Origin of the sequence: Nostoc sp. CENA543 (genome assembly GCF_002896875.1) — a bacterium.
Lineage (GTDB): Bacteria > Cyanobacteriota > Cyanobacteriia > Cyanobacteriales > Nostocaceae > Trichormus.
Window position 1 is genome coordinate 1,459,020 of sequence record NZ_CP023278.1, and the last position, 15,713, is coordinate 1,474,732.

The window sequence follows — 15,713 nt, forward strand, 5'->3', positions numbered from 1 at the left end:
TTATCAAATCTTGAGCGAATATCAATAATATTAAATACTATTTATTTCTTTTATGTTTCCCTTTTTGACGATTAATTAACTTTGCAATTTGCCCAATAATTAAAGGTACAAGACTCATCCCCACAATTAATAACCATCCATAAACACCAGGATCAGCTGTTTGCAATACATCTGATAATACAGGAACATGAACAGCGATTAATAGCAATCCTGTACAAAAAATCAGCGCGCCCCACACATAAGGATTGCGGGTAATCTCATTTTGCAGCAAACCAGAATCGCGATCGCGCATATTGAAAACGTGCCACAATCGCGTAAAACCCAAGGTCATAAATGTAATCGTCACTGCTTGTTGTTCGTTCAATCCCAGCCAAGTTAAAGCCAGAATAAAAGCACCACCTAAAGTGGCTGCAATCACTAATCCGTAACCTGCGATCGCCAGCCAATGACGACGAGTTAAAATTGGCTCATTTGCTGGTCTAGGTGGACGTTTCATTAAGGCGGGTTCACCTTCTCCTACACCCAAAGCCAAGGCGGGAAAGGCATCATTAACAACGTTAATATACAATATCTGCAATGGTAAAAGTGGTAAAGGTGCATTCAATAATGAGGCGGTTGCTACTAAGATAATCTCACCGACATTCCCAGATAAAAGATAAACAGTGAACTTCCTAATATTATTAAAAATCGCTCTACCCTGTTCTACCGCCGCCACAATCGAAGCAAAAGCATCATCTTGGAGTACCATATCAGCCGCTTCTTTAGCAACTTGAGTTCCCCTCTGTCCCATTGCTACGCCGATATCAGCTTTCCTCAAAGCTGGCGCATCGTTGACACCATCACCAGTCATCGCTACTACGGCTTGATGACGTTGATGTAAATCAACTAAATTCAGCTTTTGTTCGGGACTAACTCTCGCTAAAACCGCAGCTTGGACGATACGCTGGCGTTCATCTAGTGATAGTTCCTCAAAGCTTTTCAGGTCTTGACCTTTAATTACATCTGCTTGTTGATTGTCTGTTAAACCGACAGCGATCGCAATATTTTTAGCAGTTACAGGTTGGTCGCCTGTCACCATCACGACTCTGATTCCCGCTTCCTGACATTCTTTAATCGCTGGTATCACCTCTTCACGGGGAGGATCTAATAAACCCACAATTCCCAATAATGTTAAATCTGCGTAGGGGTCGGCTTTCTCTGATTGAGTGATTTTTTGCGCTAAGGCGAGAGTTCTTAAACCCTGTTGTGCTAATTGATTGATTCTTTCTTGCCAATCTTGTCGTACTTCTTCAGTCATTTGCACTGTGTCTGAGTCGGTGAGAACACGAGTACAAGCTTGCAGCACCGCTTCTGGCGCACCTTTGACTGCAAATCGATACTGTCCTTCGATTTTGTGAATCGTCGTCATCATTTTCAAATCTGGGTCAAAGGCTTCTTCCCGTACTTCTGGGATTTTTTGCAGCAATTGCGGACGCTGCATCCCTGCTTTTGCACCTGCAACTAATAATGCAACTTCCATTGGGTCGCCTACTACCCGACTTTCATTTGAGCCTTCTGGCTGCAAAGCTGCATTGTTACATAATATCCCCACTTCTAACAGTGCTGGGAGGACTTTATCTTCGGAAGGATTCAACTTTTGATGGTTGCGTTGAAATTCGCCTTGGGTTGCTAATCCTTCGCCAGTGACTTGAACTTCCCCCGCATCTATAAATATGCGGCTGACAGTCATTTGATTTTCTGTGAGTGTCCCCGTTTTATCAGTGCAGATGACGCTAGTTGCACCTAAAGTTTCCACCGCCGAGAGTTGGTTAATTAGTGCATGACGTTTCGCCATGCGCCACATTCCCCGCGCTAAGGCGACAGTCGCCACAATTGGTAATCCTTCTGGAACTGCTCCTACTGCTAGAGCGATCGCAGTTTCTACCATCAAGAATACATCTCTACCTGCCACAATGCCAGCGATCGCTACAACAATCACAATGGCAATTGTCACCCAAACTAACCACTGACCCAACTCATCCAATCGCTTTTCTAGGGGCGTTTTGTCTTCTGCTCCCGCTCGTTGTGCTAACTCAGAAATATGACCTAACTGGGTTTTCATCCCCGTGGCTACCACCACCCCTGACCCAGAACCACGGGTTAAAGCCGTACCCTTGTACAACATATTATGATGTTCTGCTAAGGGTATATCTGCGTTTAACGGTTGCACATCTTTACCTACGGGAAGAGATTCCCCCGTCAGTGATGATTCATTGACTTGCAGACTTGCAGCTTCAATAATGCGTAAATCAGCTGCGATCGCATCCCCACTTTCTACAATGACAATATCCCCAGGAACTAATTCCACCGCCGGAATTTCTTGCAATCTCCCATTACGTCTGACTTTCGCTGTCGTGCTACTGAGTTTTTGCAGTGCTTCCATTGAGCGAATCGCTTTGTATTCTGTAAAAAAACCAATTGCCGTATTAATCACAATGGCAATAATTACCGCGATTCCCTCAATCCATTGACTAAAAGCGAAAGATAAAACCGCCGCTACAGCTAAGATACCAATAATCAAACTTTGGAATTGTTCTATAAATATGCGCCAAGCACTTTTCCCTTTAACTTCCTGCAAGCGATTTTCACCATATTGCTTGCGTCGTTGTTCTACCTCTGATTCCGTCAAACCTGCATCTGAAGAGACATGAAGCTGACGCAAAATTTCGTCTAAAGAAAGTGTCCAAGGTTGATCAGGAAGCTCCGCCATGAATGCCGCCCCACAGGATAAGTTGCTTAATTGCTAGTACATACGCTTATTTTTTACTTAACTACTAATTTTTCTAGAGATTATCTATCAGAGGTAATGATTGGTGCTGAAATCTATCTTGAGAGAGTGTAAGGATTGGGATTTGTTAACATTCGTTAGTGCTGTTAGCGGTAGCACGGCGTTCAGCCCGTGCAATTAATCTTACTAGCGTTGCTGATTAATGGGATGATTTATGTTTCGCGCATACCGCTAACGCGGAACCCGTTCGCGTTAGCGTCTCCGTTCGCGTAGCGTCCCGCAGGGAAGGAGAAGGGTAGGCGCAAAGGCGCAAAAAATCGGTAGTTTACTTTGCTAGAAAAGCTTAATTCATCACGCATTTATGCAACGCCATCTCACTTTTTACTCAGCACCGGCTAAACGCCGCGCTACCGCTAACAGCACTTATTACTCAGCACTCAACACTCTTTTGGTCAAAAAATTCGTAACTTTGCCACCATCTCAGCTCTTGCAGATACACCCAACTTCCGAAACATTCGTTTTAAAGTCTGCTTGACTGTATTTTGACTAATCCATAATTGCGCCGCGATTTCTGCATTAGTCAGACCTTGCGCCACCAAACCAGCAATCTGGGTTTCTCGCGGAGTTAAACCCATCTCAGGGTTGAGTAAACTTAACTGCTCTGAAGAACGCAAATTGGCTAATTTAGCGGAAATATGGGCGCAAATGGCACTTAATTGCAGCAAATCTTGAGTATTAAATGCTGGCGTTCCACTAGTACGGGCAAAGTTAACTGTGCCAATCAGCTTACCATCACCGACAATCGGCCCAGTCATAATATGCTCATGATCATATATTCTGCCGCAGCCACTTTGATATAAATCACTTTGCTTCCAAGCTGCTTCAGTAAAAATAATTTGCTCATGGGCAGGGGCATGATGAGAAATTACATACTGCATTACCTGATCTAAATTTTTACCGAAAGTCGAGTAATAATCAATGAAACTATCAGGTAAGCCTTTCATTTCAATATTGCCACTTTGCCCTGGCTGACCATGTAAATAAATACTCCAGTGTTGGCTAGCAAATAAATCTCCGGCCGCATCCATGTAGTAGGAGCAGAGTTTTCTTTGTGAAGGAGCGTTAGCTATTTGCTCAATTAATGCCTGTAACGCGTAAGACATGAATCAAAGTGTACTCAACTGGGTAATTGTCAGCCAAAATATCCAATTCTAGGATAACTGTATTCATCACAGTCTGGGAAATAACAGTATGTCAAGTGTAAAACACACAATCGGTTTAGTCATTTATCCTGATATGACCCAGTTAGATATTACAGGGCCGCATCAAGTTTTTTCAATGATGCCTGATACTCAAGTTTTGCTGTTGTGGAAAAACTTAGAACCTGTTGTCAGCAATGGGTTAGCAATTTTACCGACTACTACTTTTGCTGAATGTCCGCAACTCGATGTTTTATGTGTTCCTGGTGGGGCGATGGGAACTGTAGAGATGATGCAAGATGCGGAAATGCTGGAGTTTCTGCAAAAGCAAGCACAAACAACTAAGTATGTTACAGCTGTGTGTACAGGTTCGCTAATTTTAGCGGCTGCGGGTTTACTGCAAGGATATCGTGCAGCTTGTCATTGGGCTTTTCGGGAACAGTTGGCCTCAATGGGTGTAGAAGTCAGTCACGAACGAGTGGTGATAGACCGCGATGGAAGGATCACAGGCGGCGGTGTCACCGCAGGGATTGATTTCGCTCTCACTATTGCTGCTGTTTTGCGTGGGGAAGATACGGCTAAATTTCTGGAATTATTGTTGGAATATAACCCTGCACCACCTTTTGGGGTTGGTTCACCAGAAAAAGCCGATTCTCAATTGAAAAAAGCTGTGTTAGACATGGGCAAACCGTTAATTGCCGCCGCAGATGCAGCCAGTCAACAAGCTGCTGCTCGTTTCAGATAATGCAGTCTGACCGCTCAAACAACATAAAAAAACCCCGCCCCATAAACTGGGGTGGGGAAGAGGAGGATCAAAATTAGGTATATTTTTCGCGCCTTTGCGTCTCTGCGCGAAACAAAACTCATTCCCAATCAACAACGCTAACCTGCACGCTGCTCTGTTAACACTTGATAAGCATAATTGAAGTCATCGTTGGAAATCTTAATTTCAGTCGGATCTGCTAGACCTTCCGCACGGAAACGACGAATAGCTTCTACAGCCGCTTGATTGCTAAGTAAAGTTAAATCTGCACCGTTCCAATCTTTCGTCATCTCTGCCCAATAGTTCAAATCCACATTGTCTAGTGGTCTTCCTTGACAATGGACTTGCAAAATCGCCAGACGACTAGCCAAGTCTGGTAAATCAACTTTCATCTGTAAATCCAAGCGTCCGGCGCGTAACAAAGCTGGGTCAAGAGCATCAGGTCTATTGGTCGCACCAATCACGAGGATAGTGCTACCTACTTCTATCCCATCCAACTCAGTCAGTAATTGTCCAACGATGCGATCGCTCACTCCTGAATCCCCACTAAAACTACCGCGTGCGGGGGCTAAGGTGTCGATTTCATCAATAAAGACTACGCAAGGTTCTGCTTGACGGGCTTTGGCAAATAATTCTCGCACCGCCTGTTCACTCGCGCCTACCCAACGACTCATTAATTCTGGGCCATTGACACCAATAAAGTTGGCTCTCGCTTGGGAAGCGACGGCTTTGGCTAACAAAGTTTTACCTGTTCCTGGAGGCCCCCACAACAAAATCCCTTTGGGTGCTAGGGCTTTGGTTTGTAAATAAAGTTCTGGATAGAGTAACGCCCCTTCGACAGATTCCCGTAAGGTTTGTTTAATGTTATCCAAACCGCCAATATCATCCCAAGCAATTTGAGGAACTTCTACTTCTACACTTCGTAGGACAGCCGGTTTGATTTCTTTGAGGGCTTGTAAGAAATCGGCTGCACTTATTGTCATATTCTCTGGAATCTCGCCATCTATAGAAGGGACTTGACGACGTAAAGCAGTGTAAGCAGCCTTTTGACAGACAGCTTTCAAATCAGCCCCGACAAATCCCACCGCCCGTTCTGCGATCGCATCTAAATCAACGGCTGCTTCTAAAGGCATCGAACGAGTGAGGATTTGCAATATTTCTTTGCGTCCTTTGACATCAGGGACGCGGAATTGTACTTCTCGGTCAAACCTTCCTGGACGACGCAACGCCGGATCAAGATGGTCGGGACGGTTAGTGGCTGCCAACACAATCACGCCTTGACTTTGGGAAAAACCATCCATCAAACTCAATAATTGAGCAACTAGACGTTTTTCCACTTCCCCTTCTACCGCACTGCGATCGGGTGCTAAACTATCGATTTCGTCAATAAAGATAATACAAGGAGCATTTTTCGCGGCTTTTTCAAAAATCCCCCGCAGTCTTTGTTCCGCCTCTCCATAGTATTTACTGATGACTTCCGGCCCTACTAAAGCAATGTAGTTCACACCCAATTCTTCAGCTAAAGCGCGCGCCGTCAGAGTTTTTCCCGTCCCAGGAGGGCCAACTAACAATACGCCTCTTGTTGCTTCAAGTCCCAATTTCGCCAATAAGTCGGGACGTTTTAAGGGTATGGCAATTAACTCTTTGAGTTCTTTGAGAACCTCTCCCAATCCCCCCACATCCTTTAACGTATAGTCTACAGAGCTATGGGGTGGGACAACTTCAGCCTCATCACCATTCCCACTATTAGAACTAGGCGCAGCTGGAGTGCGAAACCGACTAGTACCGACATCATTACCCATATTGCTAGGACGCGGTATCGTCCCATAGCGGGGAATACTACTCATCGGACGTGAATTAATCTGCACATCCGTCTTAATTTCTCCCTTCTCAATTTTCTCTTCTAAAGTTTTTACCAAATCTAATAATTGCTCAAAGCCTTTGAAAAATTCACTCATACAATCACTCCCAAAATTGACTAATAATTCAGCGTTTATTTGTAGTTAATTCCTCAACTTCAAATAAAAGATTCGCCGCCCCCTTAATTCGGGCAAGAGGCTCAACAGAGCGAGGCAAGTTCGGTAAACGAATCATAATTTGCTCTGGAAATAAACTTTCATCGATTTTCACCTCTTGACGGTAGCGATTCTGCACTACATAACGCTGACTCACACCCATATTTTTCAGGGATGCTGTTAAGCGAATGTGTTCAGATATAATTGCTGCTTCTGATTGAATCACGCCCACAAATTGCGTATGTTGGGGATTTTTTAATTTCTTTTGTGCTTGGACAACTTGTTGTCGTAGTCCTCTTAATCGTCCAATAAAATCTACTCTACCCAAAACATTTTGATATTTAATCCACAGTTTAAATATCCAAGATAACCAATCACTTAAAGCCGATGGCATTTCTAAAAATCGCATCAAGTGACCTGTAGGTGCTGTATCTAAAATAATTAAATCTTGCTGATTGCTATCTAATAAATCCATCACTGTTACAAGGGACAACATCTCATCAATCCCTGGTAAAGCTTGGGACATAATTTGTCTCCAAGCTTCTGGAACATAGGCAATATTTACCGTTGTATCTGTTTGTGAACCTTCGCCGCTAATCATATCTGCTAATTCCCACAGATAATCAGCCCGGAATTGTTCTAAAACTTGATTAGCATCGATTTCTTGTCCACTCAAGTTATGTGTCAAAGATATCGGTTCATGACCTAAATCTTTTCCAAAAGCATCCCCTAAAGAATGGGCTGGATCTATAGAAATCACACGGATTTTCTTATCTGGATGTCTTTCAGCACAAGCCCAGGCTATACCAGCAGCTACCGTTGTTTTACCAACACCTCCTTTACCCCCAATAATAATTAATTGACATCCTTCATTCACAAAATCTGTAAAGCTAGGTAAAATTTTAGCCGGCCAATGAACTTCCGGTGCTGCTACTAGTTCCACACTCTGAATTTTTTGAATTTGCGCTGCTAAAGCATCTAAAGATACTCCACCCAATGGTTCTACTCTCTGTTGGGGAACGGTAAATACAGGCTGTTGATTCACCAGATGTAAGTATTTATCCAGGAGATTTTGCTGTTCGGCGTAACGGTCAGGTTCGATTTCTGCGTTGGTTAATATTCTATTAATAAATAAACCAGCAAATGGTACTTCTAGGGTGGCTAAACTGTCAATAAAACGCTCAGTTTCTAAAAGACACATCGGCTCAGAAATACCCACAACTAAGCAACCTGTAAATTTCTCATCTTGCAGCAAGCGTCTACCTTCTGCTAGTTGAGTCTTCATTTCTACTAAAAAGTCATCGACTTCATCAGCTGTATAACTACCTGTAAAACTTCTAGTAATGACGCGGTGTTTTTCTTGAAATAATTCTAAAGAATTTAAGATAACATCTAAAAAATCTTTTAGGCGCAATAGATTTAACGTGTGTCCAGAAGGGGCCATATCTACAACTACACGATCAGCTTCTTTTTCCGCTAATAAGCGTTGAATTTCTAATAACCCCATTAATTCATTTAAACCAGGCCAGTCTAAATCCCAAACGGGTGCTAAATCATCCCCATCTGCTAAACTACCACGCTCAACGAGTAGTTCTAAAAAACGGCTATATTTGCCCTTAAACTCTAATAATAACTTTTCTGCATCTAAGGCTTGAACGCTCAAATTTGGTAAATCAGTTAATGGTAAAGCAATATCTTTAACTTCTGTGAGTAAGACATCTCCTAAAGAGTGGGCGGGATCTGTCGATAGTAACAAAATCTTTTCCTGCGGAAATTCTCTCGCCCAATAACGAGCGAAACTGCAAGCGAGAGTAGTTTTACCAACCCCTCCCTTGCCGCTAAACATAACTAAATTTAGAGAGTCGTAATATTTCATAATAAGTTGCAGATAATTAAATAAAGTGATACGGGGGAAGAGGTTCTCCTAAAATTAAATTCCAGTGAGGAGAAGCTTTTTGCCAAACTGCAACCTGTGCTAAAAGGGCAGCTTGCTCATGACGATCAATTAAAAAATATAAGCGAAATTCTTCTGCTTGTTGTTGTACTATAACGGATGATGGATAAATTTCTGTGATGTTGTCAATTAATTGATTTCTCTGCTCATTTTGGTCAAGATTAAAAATTTTTTGCTTTTCATAGTATTGTTTTTTAGCTAAAAAATAATCTCTTCCACTACCTACTGCTAGCTGTTTTGGCTCTGCTAATACTTGGGGGACGAGTTTTAATGTGTATTCATCTTTATTTTGAAGATTTTTAAGCTTCTGTAAGTATTCTTCAGCATGATCGTCTATGTGATTGAGCAAGCTTTCTTGGGAATGGAAATGAGTTCCAAATCTCAGAGGTAAAATTGTCGTTTGCTGGAATAGTTCCCGAATCACACGGTCGTGAGCTAACACCATCTTGATGACTTGTTCATCATCATTTTGATATGTGGCTGGAGATATTCCCAGTTCGACAATAGCTGATACATTAGCCCCATTTATCAAAATTACTGGAGCTATATTTCCCTCTGGTAAGGTTAAGGGAAAATCGGGAGTTTTCAGGAAAGCGTAAGTGTATAAATTTTGCGATCGCATCATTTTAATTGCAGAAAATATTTTATTTTTTGTACTAGAAATAAATAAATCTATTCAATTCTTAATCTCTTTACATCATAAAAATTTTAGTTATAATGCTATCAATTAATTCAGGTAAGTCTTATGAAGAAAACTCGTAATCGAGGAGCAATCAGACCTAAAGTTACTACTATGCCTCGTAGTAAATCTGAGGCTTCTAATCAGTTAGAACTTTATAAATTAGTTACGGAACAACAGCGAATTAAGCAAGAACTCAATTTTATTGAACAGCGTACAGTGCTACTTAAACAACGCTTGATCACTCTTCAAACCCAGATAGAAGGTACAGAAAGGAATATCCAAAATTTACGGTCTTCAGATACGAATACTTATCCTTCTATATCCTATCCACAAATACCCTTTGAATCCAATAACTACCAAACTTTTGAAATAGAATATTAATTGGTTACAGCAAATAATAAATTATTAACCCGCAGATGCGGGTTTTTAATTATTGGATTTCACTGTCAGTCCTAATTACACTTACCAAAGTATGCACAACACACTTAATATCATCAGTGCATTTAACTAAGGTGATAATACTAGATTCTCCTTATCTTCATAATCTGTACTCATTTTTGGAGTTTCTTGGTAAATTTCATTTAACTCTGAGACGTTCGCCAAGGCTGGTTGCAGGATTAAATCTTCATCTGCTTCTACCTCTTCATCTAGATTTAACTCTGAGATGTTCGCCAAGGCTGGTTGTAGTATCAAATCTTCATCTGCTGCTACTTCTTCATCTACATTTAACTCTTCTTCTAAAGCTTGAATTCTCAATAGCAGTTCTTCCTCTTTTTCCTCAAACTCTTCCTCTGAGATTTCGCCCATATCAAAGGATAGTTGTAAGCTTAATAATTGTTTATGTAAATTTTCTTTAGCATCAAATTCAGTGTTGGCACGTTCTTGAATTTGCTCCCCAATCCACACAAGTCCACTGATTGGCCCCATAACCGGAAATAGTAAGATTTTCCCCAACATAATATTGACTCCTAAGCATTAATTTGAGCAAATGTATATGGTGCTGTAAAATTATTGTAGCGAATGCGTAAACGTTCACCAAATTGTTGATCAATCGCTTCTACGCGCTCACTAAATAAAGATTCTTTATCCCAGGGAATCAAGAAAGCAGCGTTGTAAATCATGTCCTCTGTCATGGGGTCACTTTCTACCACTTCATTGGCCAAAGGTTTCAACTCATTAAAGAAAGTTTGAATTACAGATTGTTTACGAGCTGTTAAATTACTTTCAATTAATTGTCCAATATGAATGACTTCCTCCATGCTTAAGGCCTTACCTTCCATTTGGTCACGCTGCTGCTTCAAACTAGGATTAGACTCCATCATCGCTTGTAATTCAGCTTTGGGATTCCAAAAAATCTTGATGCTTACTTCTCGCGTGTCATGCAATTTTTGAAATAATTCTTCTAGTTTCTCTTTATATGGTTTAATAAGTTGGATAATTACTGTATCCCAACTTTTCACCACTAATCCAAACCTTAAAGGAAGGAGTGTGCGAAATCCTTCTTGCATGGCTTGTTCGAGGACTTTTTCATGACTAAGTAAATTCCGGCGAGAAGCTAAATATTTTTCTTGCTTTGCTTCTGAATATAAAAAACTTAATCCATCAATGACTTGACTATATACTGGCTGAGAATCTAATCCTTTGATGGCAATTGTTGAGGGAATTGCATCAGGAAAAATACCATACAGATAGAAACCACAATCCATGATCAGCAAAATATTAACTAATTACAAGGGTTTTGATGTTAAAACTAAGCGCAATTTGGCATTAATCAGATTGATTTGTGCTAACCCTAAATCTATCTCGCCATCTACCACAATCCCAGTGTTTAAAAGACGGTCTAATAGCTCTAACACTGAAGGTTGAGTTCCAGGTTCACCAGGATAATAAGAACCAGGGGATGGTAGAAGAGTCCCGACATCCCCTAAATTGATATTTAAGTCGGCGGGAGTGATTTCAAAAATCTCGCATAAATTTAAAACTTGTTCTTCTAACTTTTGCAAGCTTTCTGCGGCTCGTTCTAGTTCAGATTCGCTCAAACATCCCTGATCCATGCGTCGAATTACTTGCGCCTCCATCAGCTGACGCACTAGTTCCACTACAGTTAACAGTAGAGGAACTAAACCTGCTTTGTTATTGGCTTTAGAAGTGGTGAGTGGCAAATCAACAGGATTTTCAACCGGAGTGCAAACCATTGTCATAATGCCATCTACCTTTTCTAAAGTTCTGAAAATTACTGCTATCTTGAGGCAAAATTACTCTGAGTGTTTGCAGAAATTAACTAAGCCTCAAGTTGAGAATCTGCTTCTATTGGACTACTAACTTCATTCTCAGTATGAGCAGATAATGTTACGGTCTCTTGCTCCTTGGCTGCTGTTAACATACGTAACTGAGTTTCTAAACTTTCTAGCCGTTGATGCAGTTGTTGGTTCTCTGCAATTAAATCCTGAGACCTACTACTGAGATAGGGGTCATTTTCCCACCAATTTATACCCATCTCACGGGCTTTATCAACGGAAGAAATTAGCAAACGAATGCGGATATGTAAGAGTTCCGTGGAAGCAATGGAAACAGAGATATCACCAGCAATCACAATTCCTTTATCTAACACCCGTTCGAGAATATCTGCTAAGGTAGAACCCTGTGTGGATGTAGAAATTGTGCGACTAGAGTTAGTCGCAGGACGTGTTGGCTGTAGTGGAGTGGTAGTCACGATTAATTAGACTCTTCGGTTGTAGGTATATTTTTGTTAATCACTAAGCCTTTTTGCTGGGAAGGCGCAGTATTTTCTTCCATTGCCTCTTCTTCCGGCTCATTCACTGCTTCATCTGATGCAGCGTTATGATGTGATTCTTCTAGTGACTGTGTGTGCAGTTGGTTGAGCAATTCTAGGAAAATAGTCGTAGCTTCACTAGCAGACCAATTGGTGCGATTAAATAGCACATCTGCACAAATTTCTCGAAAATCTGAGTTTTCTGGTAAAACCAAGATGTTGTGTTCTGCACAAACTTTACCAATCATCAAACAAGACCGTAAGCCAGAAGTCTTTTCTCCACCTGTTCCTAACCGGAATGCTTTCACTAAGCGGACAATTAACTGAGCATCTTCTCTAGAAATACCAGTTTTATGAACTATAATCTCGATTTGAGTTTGTTCATCAGGTTCTGGCATATTAATAGTCACTAACCGATCCATCAACGCGTCTTGCGTTGAATGAACTCCGCAGTATTCCTCTGGATTAGAGGTAAAGATAGCCCGAAATTGGGGATGAACGTGGAGATATTCTGGTTGGTTGCTGCTGGGAGGAAGGGTGAGAATTTTTTCTTCTAAGGCCGAAAGTAAGACGTTATTTACTTCTGGTTTAGAACGGTTGAATTCATCATAGACTAGGGTCAGACCTTCACGACAAGCTAAAGTTAATCGAGAATCAACCCAATTTTGTTTGAGTTCATCTTCAACTTTGACAACGTTGTGAATGTAGTTGTCTAGCAATTTCTTATGGGTGTAACCAGATTCACTACCAATTAGGTCAGAACTTTTAAATTCGTCGTCTCCGAAGACTAACATAATTGGTCTATCGAGACAGTTAGCTAAGTGCATAGCTAAAGTTGTTTTCCCTGTACCAGCCGGGCCACGCAAGTGAATGGCAAACCCTGATGTGAGATAACGTAATGCACGGATAGCCACTCGCTCAATTGCGGGTGTGACGACAAACTGTCCAGGACGAACACGAAGAACGGCTCTTTTTTTATTATTTACAGTATGATTTGCAGTAAGGGTCATAAGATGAAGTTGCAGTGAAGAAATGTTGCCAAATAAAAGAATTGATGTGAGTACACACAATCGATAAACTATGTGTTATTTTAAATATAGAAACTATTAGATAGTATCTACATATGAATAACTCCCTTAAACTATAGGATTTATATAATGTTAGGTAATAACTTGAGGGTAGACTGCTGTATTTGAATAACTCCTTGCATTAAATCAAGCAATATCTTAGAATATTCAAAGTTTTACATTAAACTCATTGTTGAATTCGCCCCCTTGTCTAACCAGTGTTTAACCTGGAAGATAGGGGGGTTTTACTATCTAGCACAGCCAATGAATTCACTTCATTGTTTGAGAGCGTTGACTAAATGCTAACCGAAAATGCTGGCAAACAAATCTTGACGAAATTGCCGCAGATTTCGTCTTTGTTCTTTAGCTCTTTTAGCTCTGTCCTTTGCCGTTGTTGCTAAAAAGTTGTGGGTGTTTTGCTCCAGATTTTTATGGAACTGATGCAAAAACTTGGCTTGTGCTTTAGCTTGGGCTTCTCTTGTTTTAGCTGTTTCTTGGAGAAAATCTTGAGTTGTATACTCAAGTTCTTCGCGGAATGCACGCAGTTCTTGTGCTTGCTTTTTAGCTTGTTCTTGTCTGTGTGCTTGTGTTTCGGACAAGAATTCACGAGTCTCTCTGAATAGTTGATGGACTTCCTCAGTGAGTGACTGATGCTCTTGCCGGAGTCTTGGTATTAAAGCCGTCATGAGGTTCTCCGCAATATAATTAACATCTGCAAGGAACTACATTTACTGGATAATGAATATTCAGTAAATGTAGCTCATAGAATACCTGCTCTTTTTCGCTGATTCCTTTTTGATAATTCTTGGTTTAGAAACATCAGGATGAGCGAACAAAAGCAGAATCAATATCAGGATTACAAATTAGGTAATTCTGAATAATTAAGCAGGCATTGCGGCGGACTGTGTTAGACCTACTGCTTCTGCATATTTCAGGTAGGTTTCTACAGATGCAATCACGATGCGGGCTTCAATTGCTAATAGTTCAATACCAACTAAAGAAACACGAACCCAAGCATCTACAACGATACCTTTGTCTAAGATACGGTCGATAACTTCTGCCAAGCTGGAGGAGGAATTAGTTTTTTCTACTGCCATGATTTTGTACCTTAAGTAATGTTGTTTGTGAGTTGAACCGTAAGAATGTGGAATATCACAAGTGCTAACTAGCTCACTGTGATATTCGAGAATCTACTGAATAATTAAGCAGGCATTGCGGCGGACTGTGTTAGACCTACTGCTTCTGCATATTTCAGGTAGGTTTCTACGGATGCAATCACGATGCGGGCTTCAATTGCTAATAGTTCAATACCAACTAAAGAAACACGAACCCAAGCATCTACAACGATACCTTTGTCTAAGATACGGTCGATAACTTCTGCCAAGCTGGAGGAGGAATTAGTTTTTTCTACTGCCATGATTTTGTACCTTAAGTAATGTTGTTTGTGAGTTGAACCGTAAGAGTGTGGAATATCACAAGTGCTAACTAGCTCACTGTGATATTCGAGAATCTACTGAATAATTAAGCAGGCATTGCGGCGGACTGTGTTAGACCTACTGCTTCTGCATATTTCAGGTAGGTTTCTACGGATGCAATCACGATGCGGGCTTCAATTGCTAATAGTTCAATACCAACTAAAGAAACACGAACCCAAGCATCTACAACGATACCTTTGTCTAAGATACGATCAATAACTTCTGCCAAGCTGGAGGAGGAATTAGTTTTTTCTACTGCCATTGTTTTACACCTTAAACTCATTGTTGATTTTCAGTATTAGCTCGGCGTTTGCCTGCGTCTTACTGAATCAATATTAGACGTGTCTCTTCATGAATGTAAAGACTTTGACAGGAGGAATTTTGTAAAGAAATACAAAAAGAAACACATCGAAACACTAAAAATGTACGTTTTCAGTTTTATTTGTATACTTTTGAATTTTTTTGATGAACAATGTTAGTTTTAATCTGCTATTTTGTTTTTTTTGTTGTTTTTAGAGTATTTTTTTCTCAAGAACAACAGTAGTTGCTCTCCGATAGAAAATGAAGCAAATTAAGTAATAATACGGTTTTTAAAAGTTCAGGAACATAACATAGGATGTTTTCAACAATTATTTTTTTTGAAAAACATCATGTCTACAGAAGCTTCCTCTGATCAAGTACGTCACGGAGCGTTAGCGGGACTAATTGCTACTTTTGTGGAGCAAGGACATCCACCTCAGTACGCTCAAGTAATGGCAACTTCTATTATTTTTCAGACAGACTTAGATTTAAGAAATGCCCAGATTTCTCGTCTTTTGAATTGGTTAAAGCAGGAAAATGAGAGTATTTATACATCTGCTTTAAAAGTTGTGGAAAACACCCGTGAGGAATTTGAGCGACGAGTACAGCAGGGTTGAGGTATGGGGGAAGTAGGGGACTGGGGATTTAGAGAGAGATATTTTGATTCTTGGGTTGTGAATTTGAGTTGATGGTATTGATTGACAAATAGGATATGATT

General features: G+C 40.7%; 17 protein-coding genes. 3 read left to right on the plus strand and 14 right to left on the minus strand.

The genetic code is table 11. The features are described 5' to 3' along the window. Nucleotides 1-37: 37 nt before the first annotated feature. Both CLI64_RS06115 and CLI64_RS06120 read right to left on the minus strand, forming a co-directional pair. A complete protein-coding gene (locus CLI64_RS06115) occupies nt 38-2,749 on the minus strand; it encodes a cation-transporting P-type ATPase (protein WP_103136380.1) in 2,712 nt (903 codons plus the stop codon). A gap of 470 nt (nt 2,750-3,219) precedes the next feature. Continuing rightward, nucleotides 3,220-3,930 (minus strand): LuxR C-terminal-related transcriptional regulator, encoded by a 711-nt coding sequence (locus CLI64_RS06120; RefSeq protein ID WP_103136381.1) that lies wholly within the window; start codon nt 3,928-3,930, stop codon nt 3,220-3,222. Nucleotides 3,931-4,018: 88 nt separating this feature from the next. Here CLI64_RS06120 and CLI64_RS06125 point away from each other — a divergent pair, with 88 nt between their 5' ends. Next, nucleotides 4,019-4,711: a DJ-1/PfpI family protein gene (locus tag CLI64_RS06125; RefSeq protein ID WP_103136382.1), complete on the plus strand. Its 693-nt coding sequence runs from the start codon at nt 4,019-4,021 to the stop codon at nt 4,709-4,711. A gap of 137 nt (nt 4,712-4,848) precedes the next feature. On the opposite strand, the gene CLI64_RS06130 is transcribed toward CLI64_RS06125, so the two are convergent. The 3 genes from CLI64_RS06130 to CLI64_RS06140 are packed head-to-tail and all read right to left on the minus strand — an operon-like array spanning nt 4,849 to nt 9,323. Continuing rightward, nucleotides 4,849-6,687: an AAA family ATPase gene (locus tag CLI64_RS06130; RefSeq protein ID WP_103136383.1), complete on the minus strand. Its 1,839-nt coding sequence runs from the start codon at nt 6,685-6,687 to the stop codon at nt 4,849-4,851. A 28-nt stretch (nt 6,688-6,715) separates the two neighbouring features. Continuing rightward, nucleotides 6,716-8,620, minus strand: a complete 1,905-nt coding sequence (locus CLI64_RS06135) for an ArsA family ATPase (RefSeq protein ID WP_225977516.1) — start codon at nt 8,618-8,620, stop codon at nt 6,716-6,718. Between the two features lie 16 nt (nt 8,621-8,636). Further along, nucleotides 8,637-9,323 (minus strand): GvpL/GvpF family gas vesicle protein, encoded by a 687-nt coding sequence (locus CLI64_RS06140; protein ID WP_225977517.1) that lies wholly within the window; start codon nt 9,321-9,323, stop codon nt 8,637-8,639. A gap of 120 nt (nt 9,324-9,443) precedes the next feature. On the opposite strand from CLI64_RS06140, the gene CLI64_RS06145 reads away from it, so the two are divergent. Next, a complete protein-coding gene (locus tag CLI64_RS06145) occupies nt 9,444-9,761 on the plus strand; it encodes a gas vesicle protein (protein ID WP_103136386.1) in 318 nt (105 codons plus the stop codon). Between the two features lie 126 nt (nt 9,762-9,887). On the opposite strand, the gene CLI64_RS06150 is transcribed toward CLI64_RS06145, so the two are convergent. From CLI64_RS06150 to gvpA (CLI64_RS06190), 9 genes are all read right to left on the minus strand, one after another. After that, nucleotides 9,888-10,337 carry a gas vesicle protein GvpG gene (locus tag CLI64_RS06150; protein WP_103136387.1) on the minus strand — a complete coding sequence of 150 codons (450 nt, stop codon included), beginning with the start codon at nt 10,335-10,337 and terminating at the stop codon, nt 9,888-9,890. An 11-nt stretch (nt 10,338-10,348) separates the two neighbouring features. After that, on the minus strand, nt 10,349-11,086 hold the full coding sequence (locus CLI64_RS06155; RefSeq protein ID WP_103136388.1) for a GvpL/GvpF family gas vesicle protein: 738 nt from the start codon (nt 11,084-11,086) through the stop codon (nt 10,349-10,351). A gap of 21 nt (nt 11,087-11,107) precedes the next feature. Beyond that, nucleotides 11,108-11,575: a gas vesicle protein K gene (locus CLI64_RS06160; protein ID WP_103140613.1), complete on the minus strand. Its 468-nt coding sequence runs from the start codon at nt 11,573-11,575 to the stop codon at nt 11,108-11,110. Nucleotides 11,576-11,661: 86 nt separating this feature from the next. Then, on the minus strand, nt 11,662-12,093 hold the full coding sequence (locus CLI64_RS06165) for a gas vesicle protein (protein WP_103136389.1): 432 nt from the start codon (nt 12,091-12,093) through the stop codon (nt 11,662-11,664). Between the two features lie 2 nt (nt 12,094-12,095). Further along, nucleotides 12,096-13,163 carry a gas vesicle protein GvpN gene (gene gvpN / locus CLI64_RS06170; RefSeq protein WP_103136390.1) on the minus strand — a complete coding sequence of 356 codons (1,068 nt, stop codon included), beginning with the start codon at nt 13,161-13,163 and terminating at the stop codon, nt 12,096-12,098. Nucleotides 13,164-13,522: 359 nt separating this feature from the next. Continuing rightward, entirely contained in the window at nt 13,523-13,906 is a 384-nt protein-coding gene (gvpC, locus tag CLI64_RS06175) for a gas vesicle protein GvpC (RefSeq protein ID WP_103136391.1), read from the minus strand. 195 nt (nt 13,907-14,101) lie between these two features. Then, nucleotides 14,102-14,317 (minus strand): gas vesicle structural protein GvpA, encoded by a 216-nt coding sequence (gene gvpA / locus CLI64_RS06180; protein ID WP_010996411.1) that lies wholly within the window; start codon nt 14,315-14,317, stop codon nt 14,102-14,104. A 104-nt stretch (nt 14,318-14,421) separates the two neighbouring features. After that, the gene (gene gvpA, locus CLI64_RS06185; RefSeq protein WP_010996411.1) at nt 14,422-14,637 is read right to left on the minus strand and encodes a gas vesicle structural protein GvpA; all 216 of its coding nucleotides are present in this window, start codon (nt 14,635-14,637) and stop codon (nt 14,422-14,424) included. A 104-nt stretch (nt 14,638-14,741) separates the two neighbouring features. Beyond that, nucleotides 14,742-14,957, minus strand: coding sequence for a gas vesicle structural protein GvpA (gene gvpA / locus CLI64_RS06190; protein WP_010996411.1), 216 nt, complete (start codon nt 14,955-14,957; stop codon nt 14,742-14,744). Nucleotides 14,958-15,345: 388 nt separating this feature from the next. On the opposite strand from gvpA (CLI64_RS06190), the gene CLI64_RS06195 reads away from it, so the two are divergent. Continuing rightward, the gene (locus tag CLI64_RS06195; RefSeq protein ID WP_103136392.1) at nt 15,346-15,612 is read left to right on the plus strand and encodes a hypothetical protein; all 267 of its coding nucleotides are present in this window, start codon (nt 15,346-15,348) and stop codon (nt 15,610-15,612) included. The last annotated feature ends 101 nt before the right edge of the window (nt 15,613-15,713 follow it).

Excerpts from the sequence above, each read along its gene's own strand:
- CLI64_RS06145 (WP_103136386.1), top strand. The coding sequence starts at position 9,444 with ATGAAGAAAACTCGTAATCGAGGAGCAATCAGACCTAAAGTTACTACT.
- CLI64_RS06120 (WP_103136381.1), bottom strand. The coding sequence starts at position 3,930 with ATGTCTTACGCGTTACAGGCATTAATTGAGCAAATAGCTAACGCTCCT.
- CLI64_RS06150 (WP_103136387.1), bottom strand. The coding sequence starts at position 10,337 with ATGTTGGGGAAAATCTTACTATTTCCGGTTATGGGGCCAATCAGTGGA.
- CLI64_RS06125 (WP_103136382.1), top strand. The coding sequence starts at position 4,019 with ATGTCAAGTGTAAAACACACAATCGGTTTAGTCATTTATCCTGATATG.
- gvpN (WP_103136390.1), bottom strand. The coding sequence starts at position 13,163 with ATGACCCTTACTGCAAATCATACTGTAAATAATAAAAAAAGAGCCGTT.
- CLI64_RS06130 (WP_103136383.1), bottom strand. The coding sequence starts at position 6,687 with ATGAGTGAATTTTTCAAAGGCTTTGAGCAATTATTAGATTTGGTAAAA.
- gvpA (WP_010996411.1), bottom strand. The coding sequence starts at position 14,637 with ATGGCAGTAGAAAAAACTAATTCCTCCTCCAGCTTGGCAGAAGTTATC.
- CLI64_RS06115 (WP_103136380.1), bottom strand. The coding sequence starts at position 2,749 with ATGGCGGAGCTTCCTGATCAACCTTGGACACTTTCTTTAGACGAAATT.
- CLI64_RS06135 (WP_225977516.1), bottom strand. The coding sequence starts at position 8,620 with ATGAAATATTACGACTCTCTAAATTTAGTTATGTTTAGCGGCAAGGGA.
- CLI64_RS06140 (WP_225977517.1), bottom strand. The coding sequence starts at position 9,323 with ATGATGCGATCGCAAAATTTATACACTTACGCTTTCCTGAAAACTCCC.
- CLI64_RS06195 (WP_103136392.1), top strand. The coding sequence starts at position 15,346 with ATGTCTACAGAAGCTTCCTCTGATCAAGTACGTCACGGAGCGTTAGCG.
- gvpA (WP_010996411.1), bottom strand. The coding sequence starts at position 14,957 with ATGGCAGTAGAAAAAACTAATTCCTCCTCCAGCTTGGCAGAAGTTATT.
- CLI64_RS06160 (WP_103140613.1), bottom strand. The coding sequence starts at position 11,575 with ATGGTTTGCACTCCGGTTGAAAATCCTGTTGATTTGCCACTCACCACT.
- CLI64_RS06155 (WP_103136388.1), bottom strand. The coding sequence starts at position 11,086 with ATGGATTGTGGTTTCTATCTGTATGGTATTTTTCCTGATGCAATTCCC.
- gvpA (WP_010996411.1), bottom strand. The coding sequence starts at position 14,317 with ATGGCAGTAGAAAAAACTAATTCCTCCTCCAGCTTGGCAGAAGTTATC.
- gvpC (WP_103136391.1), bottom strand. The coding sequence starts at position 13,906 with ATGACGGCTTTAATACCAAGACTCCGGCAAGAGCATCAGTCACTCACT.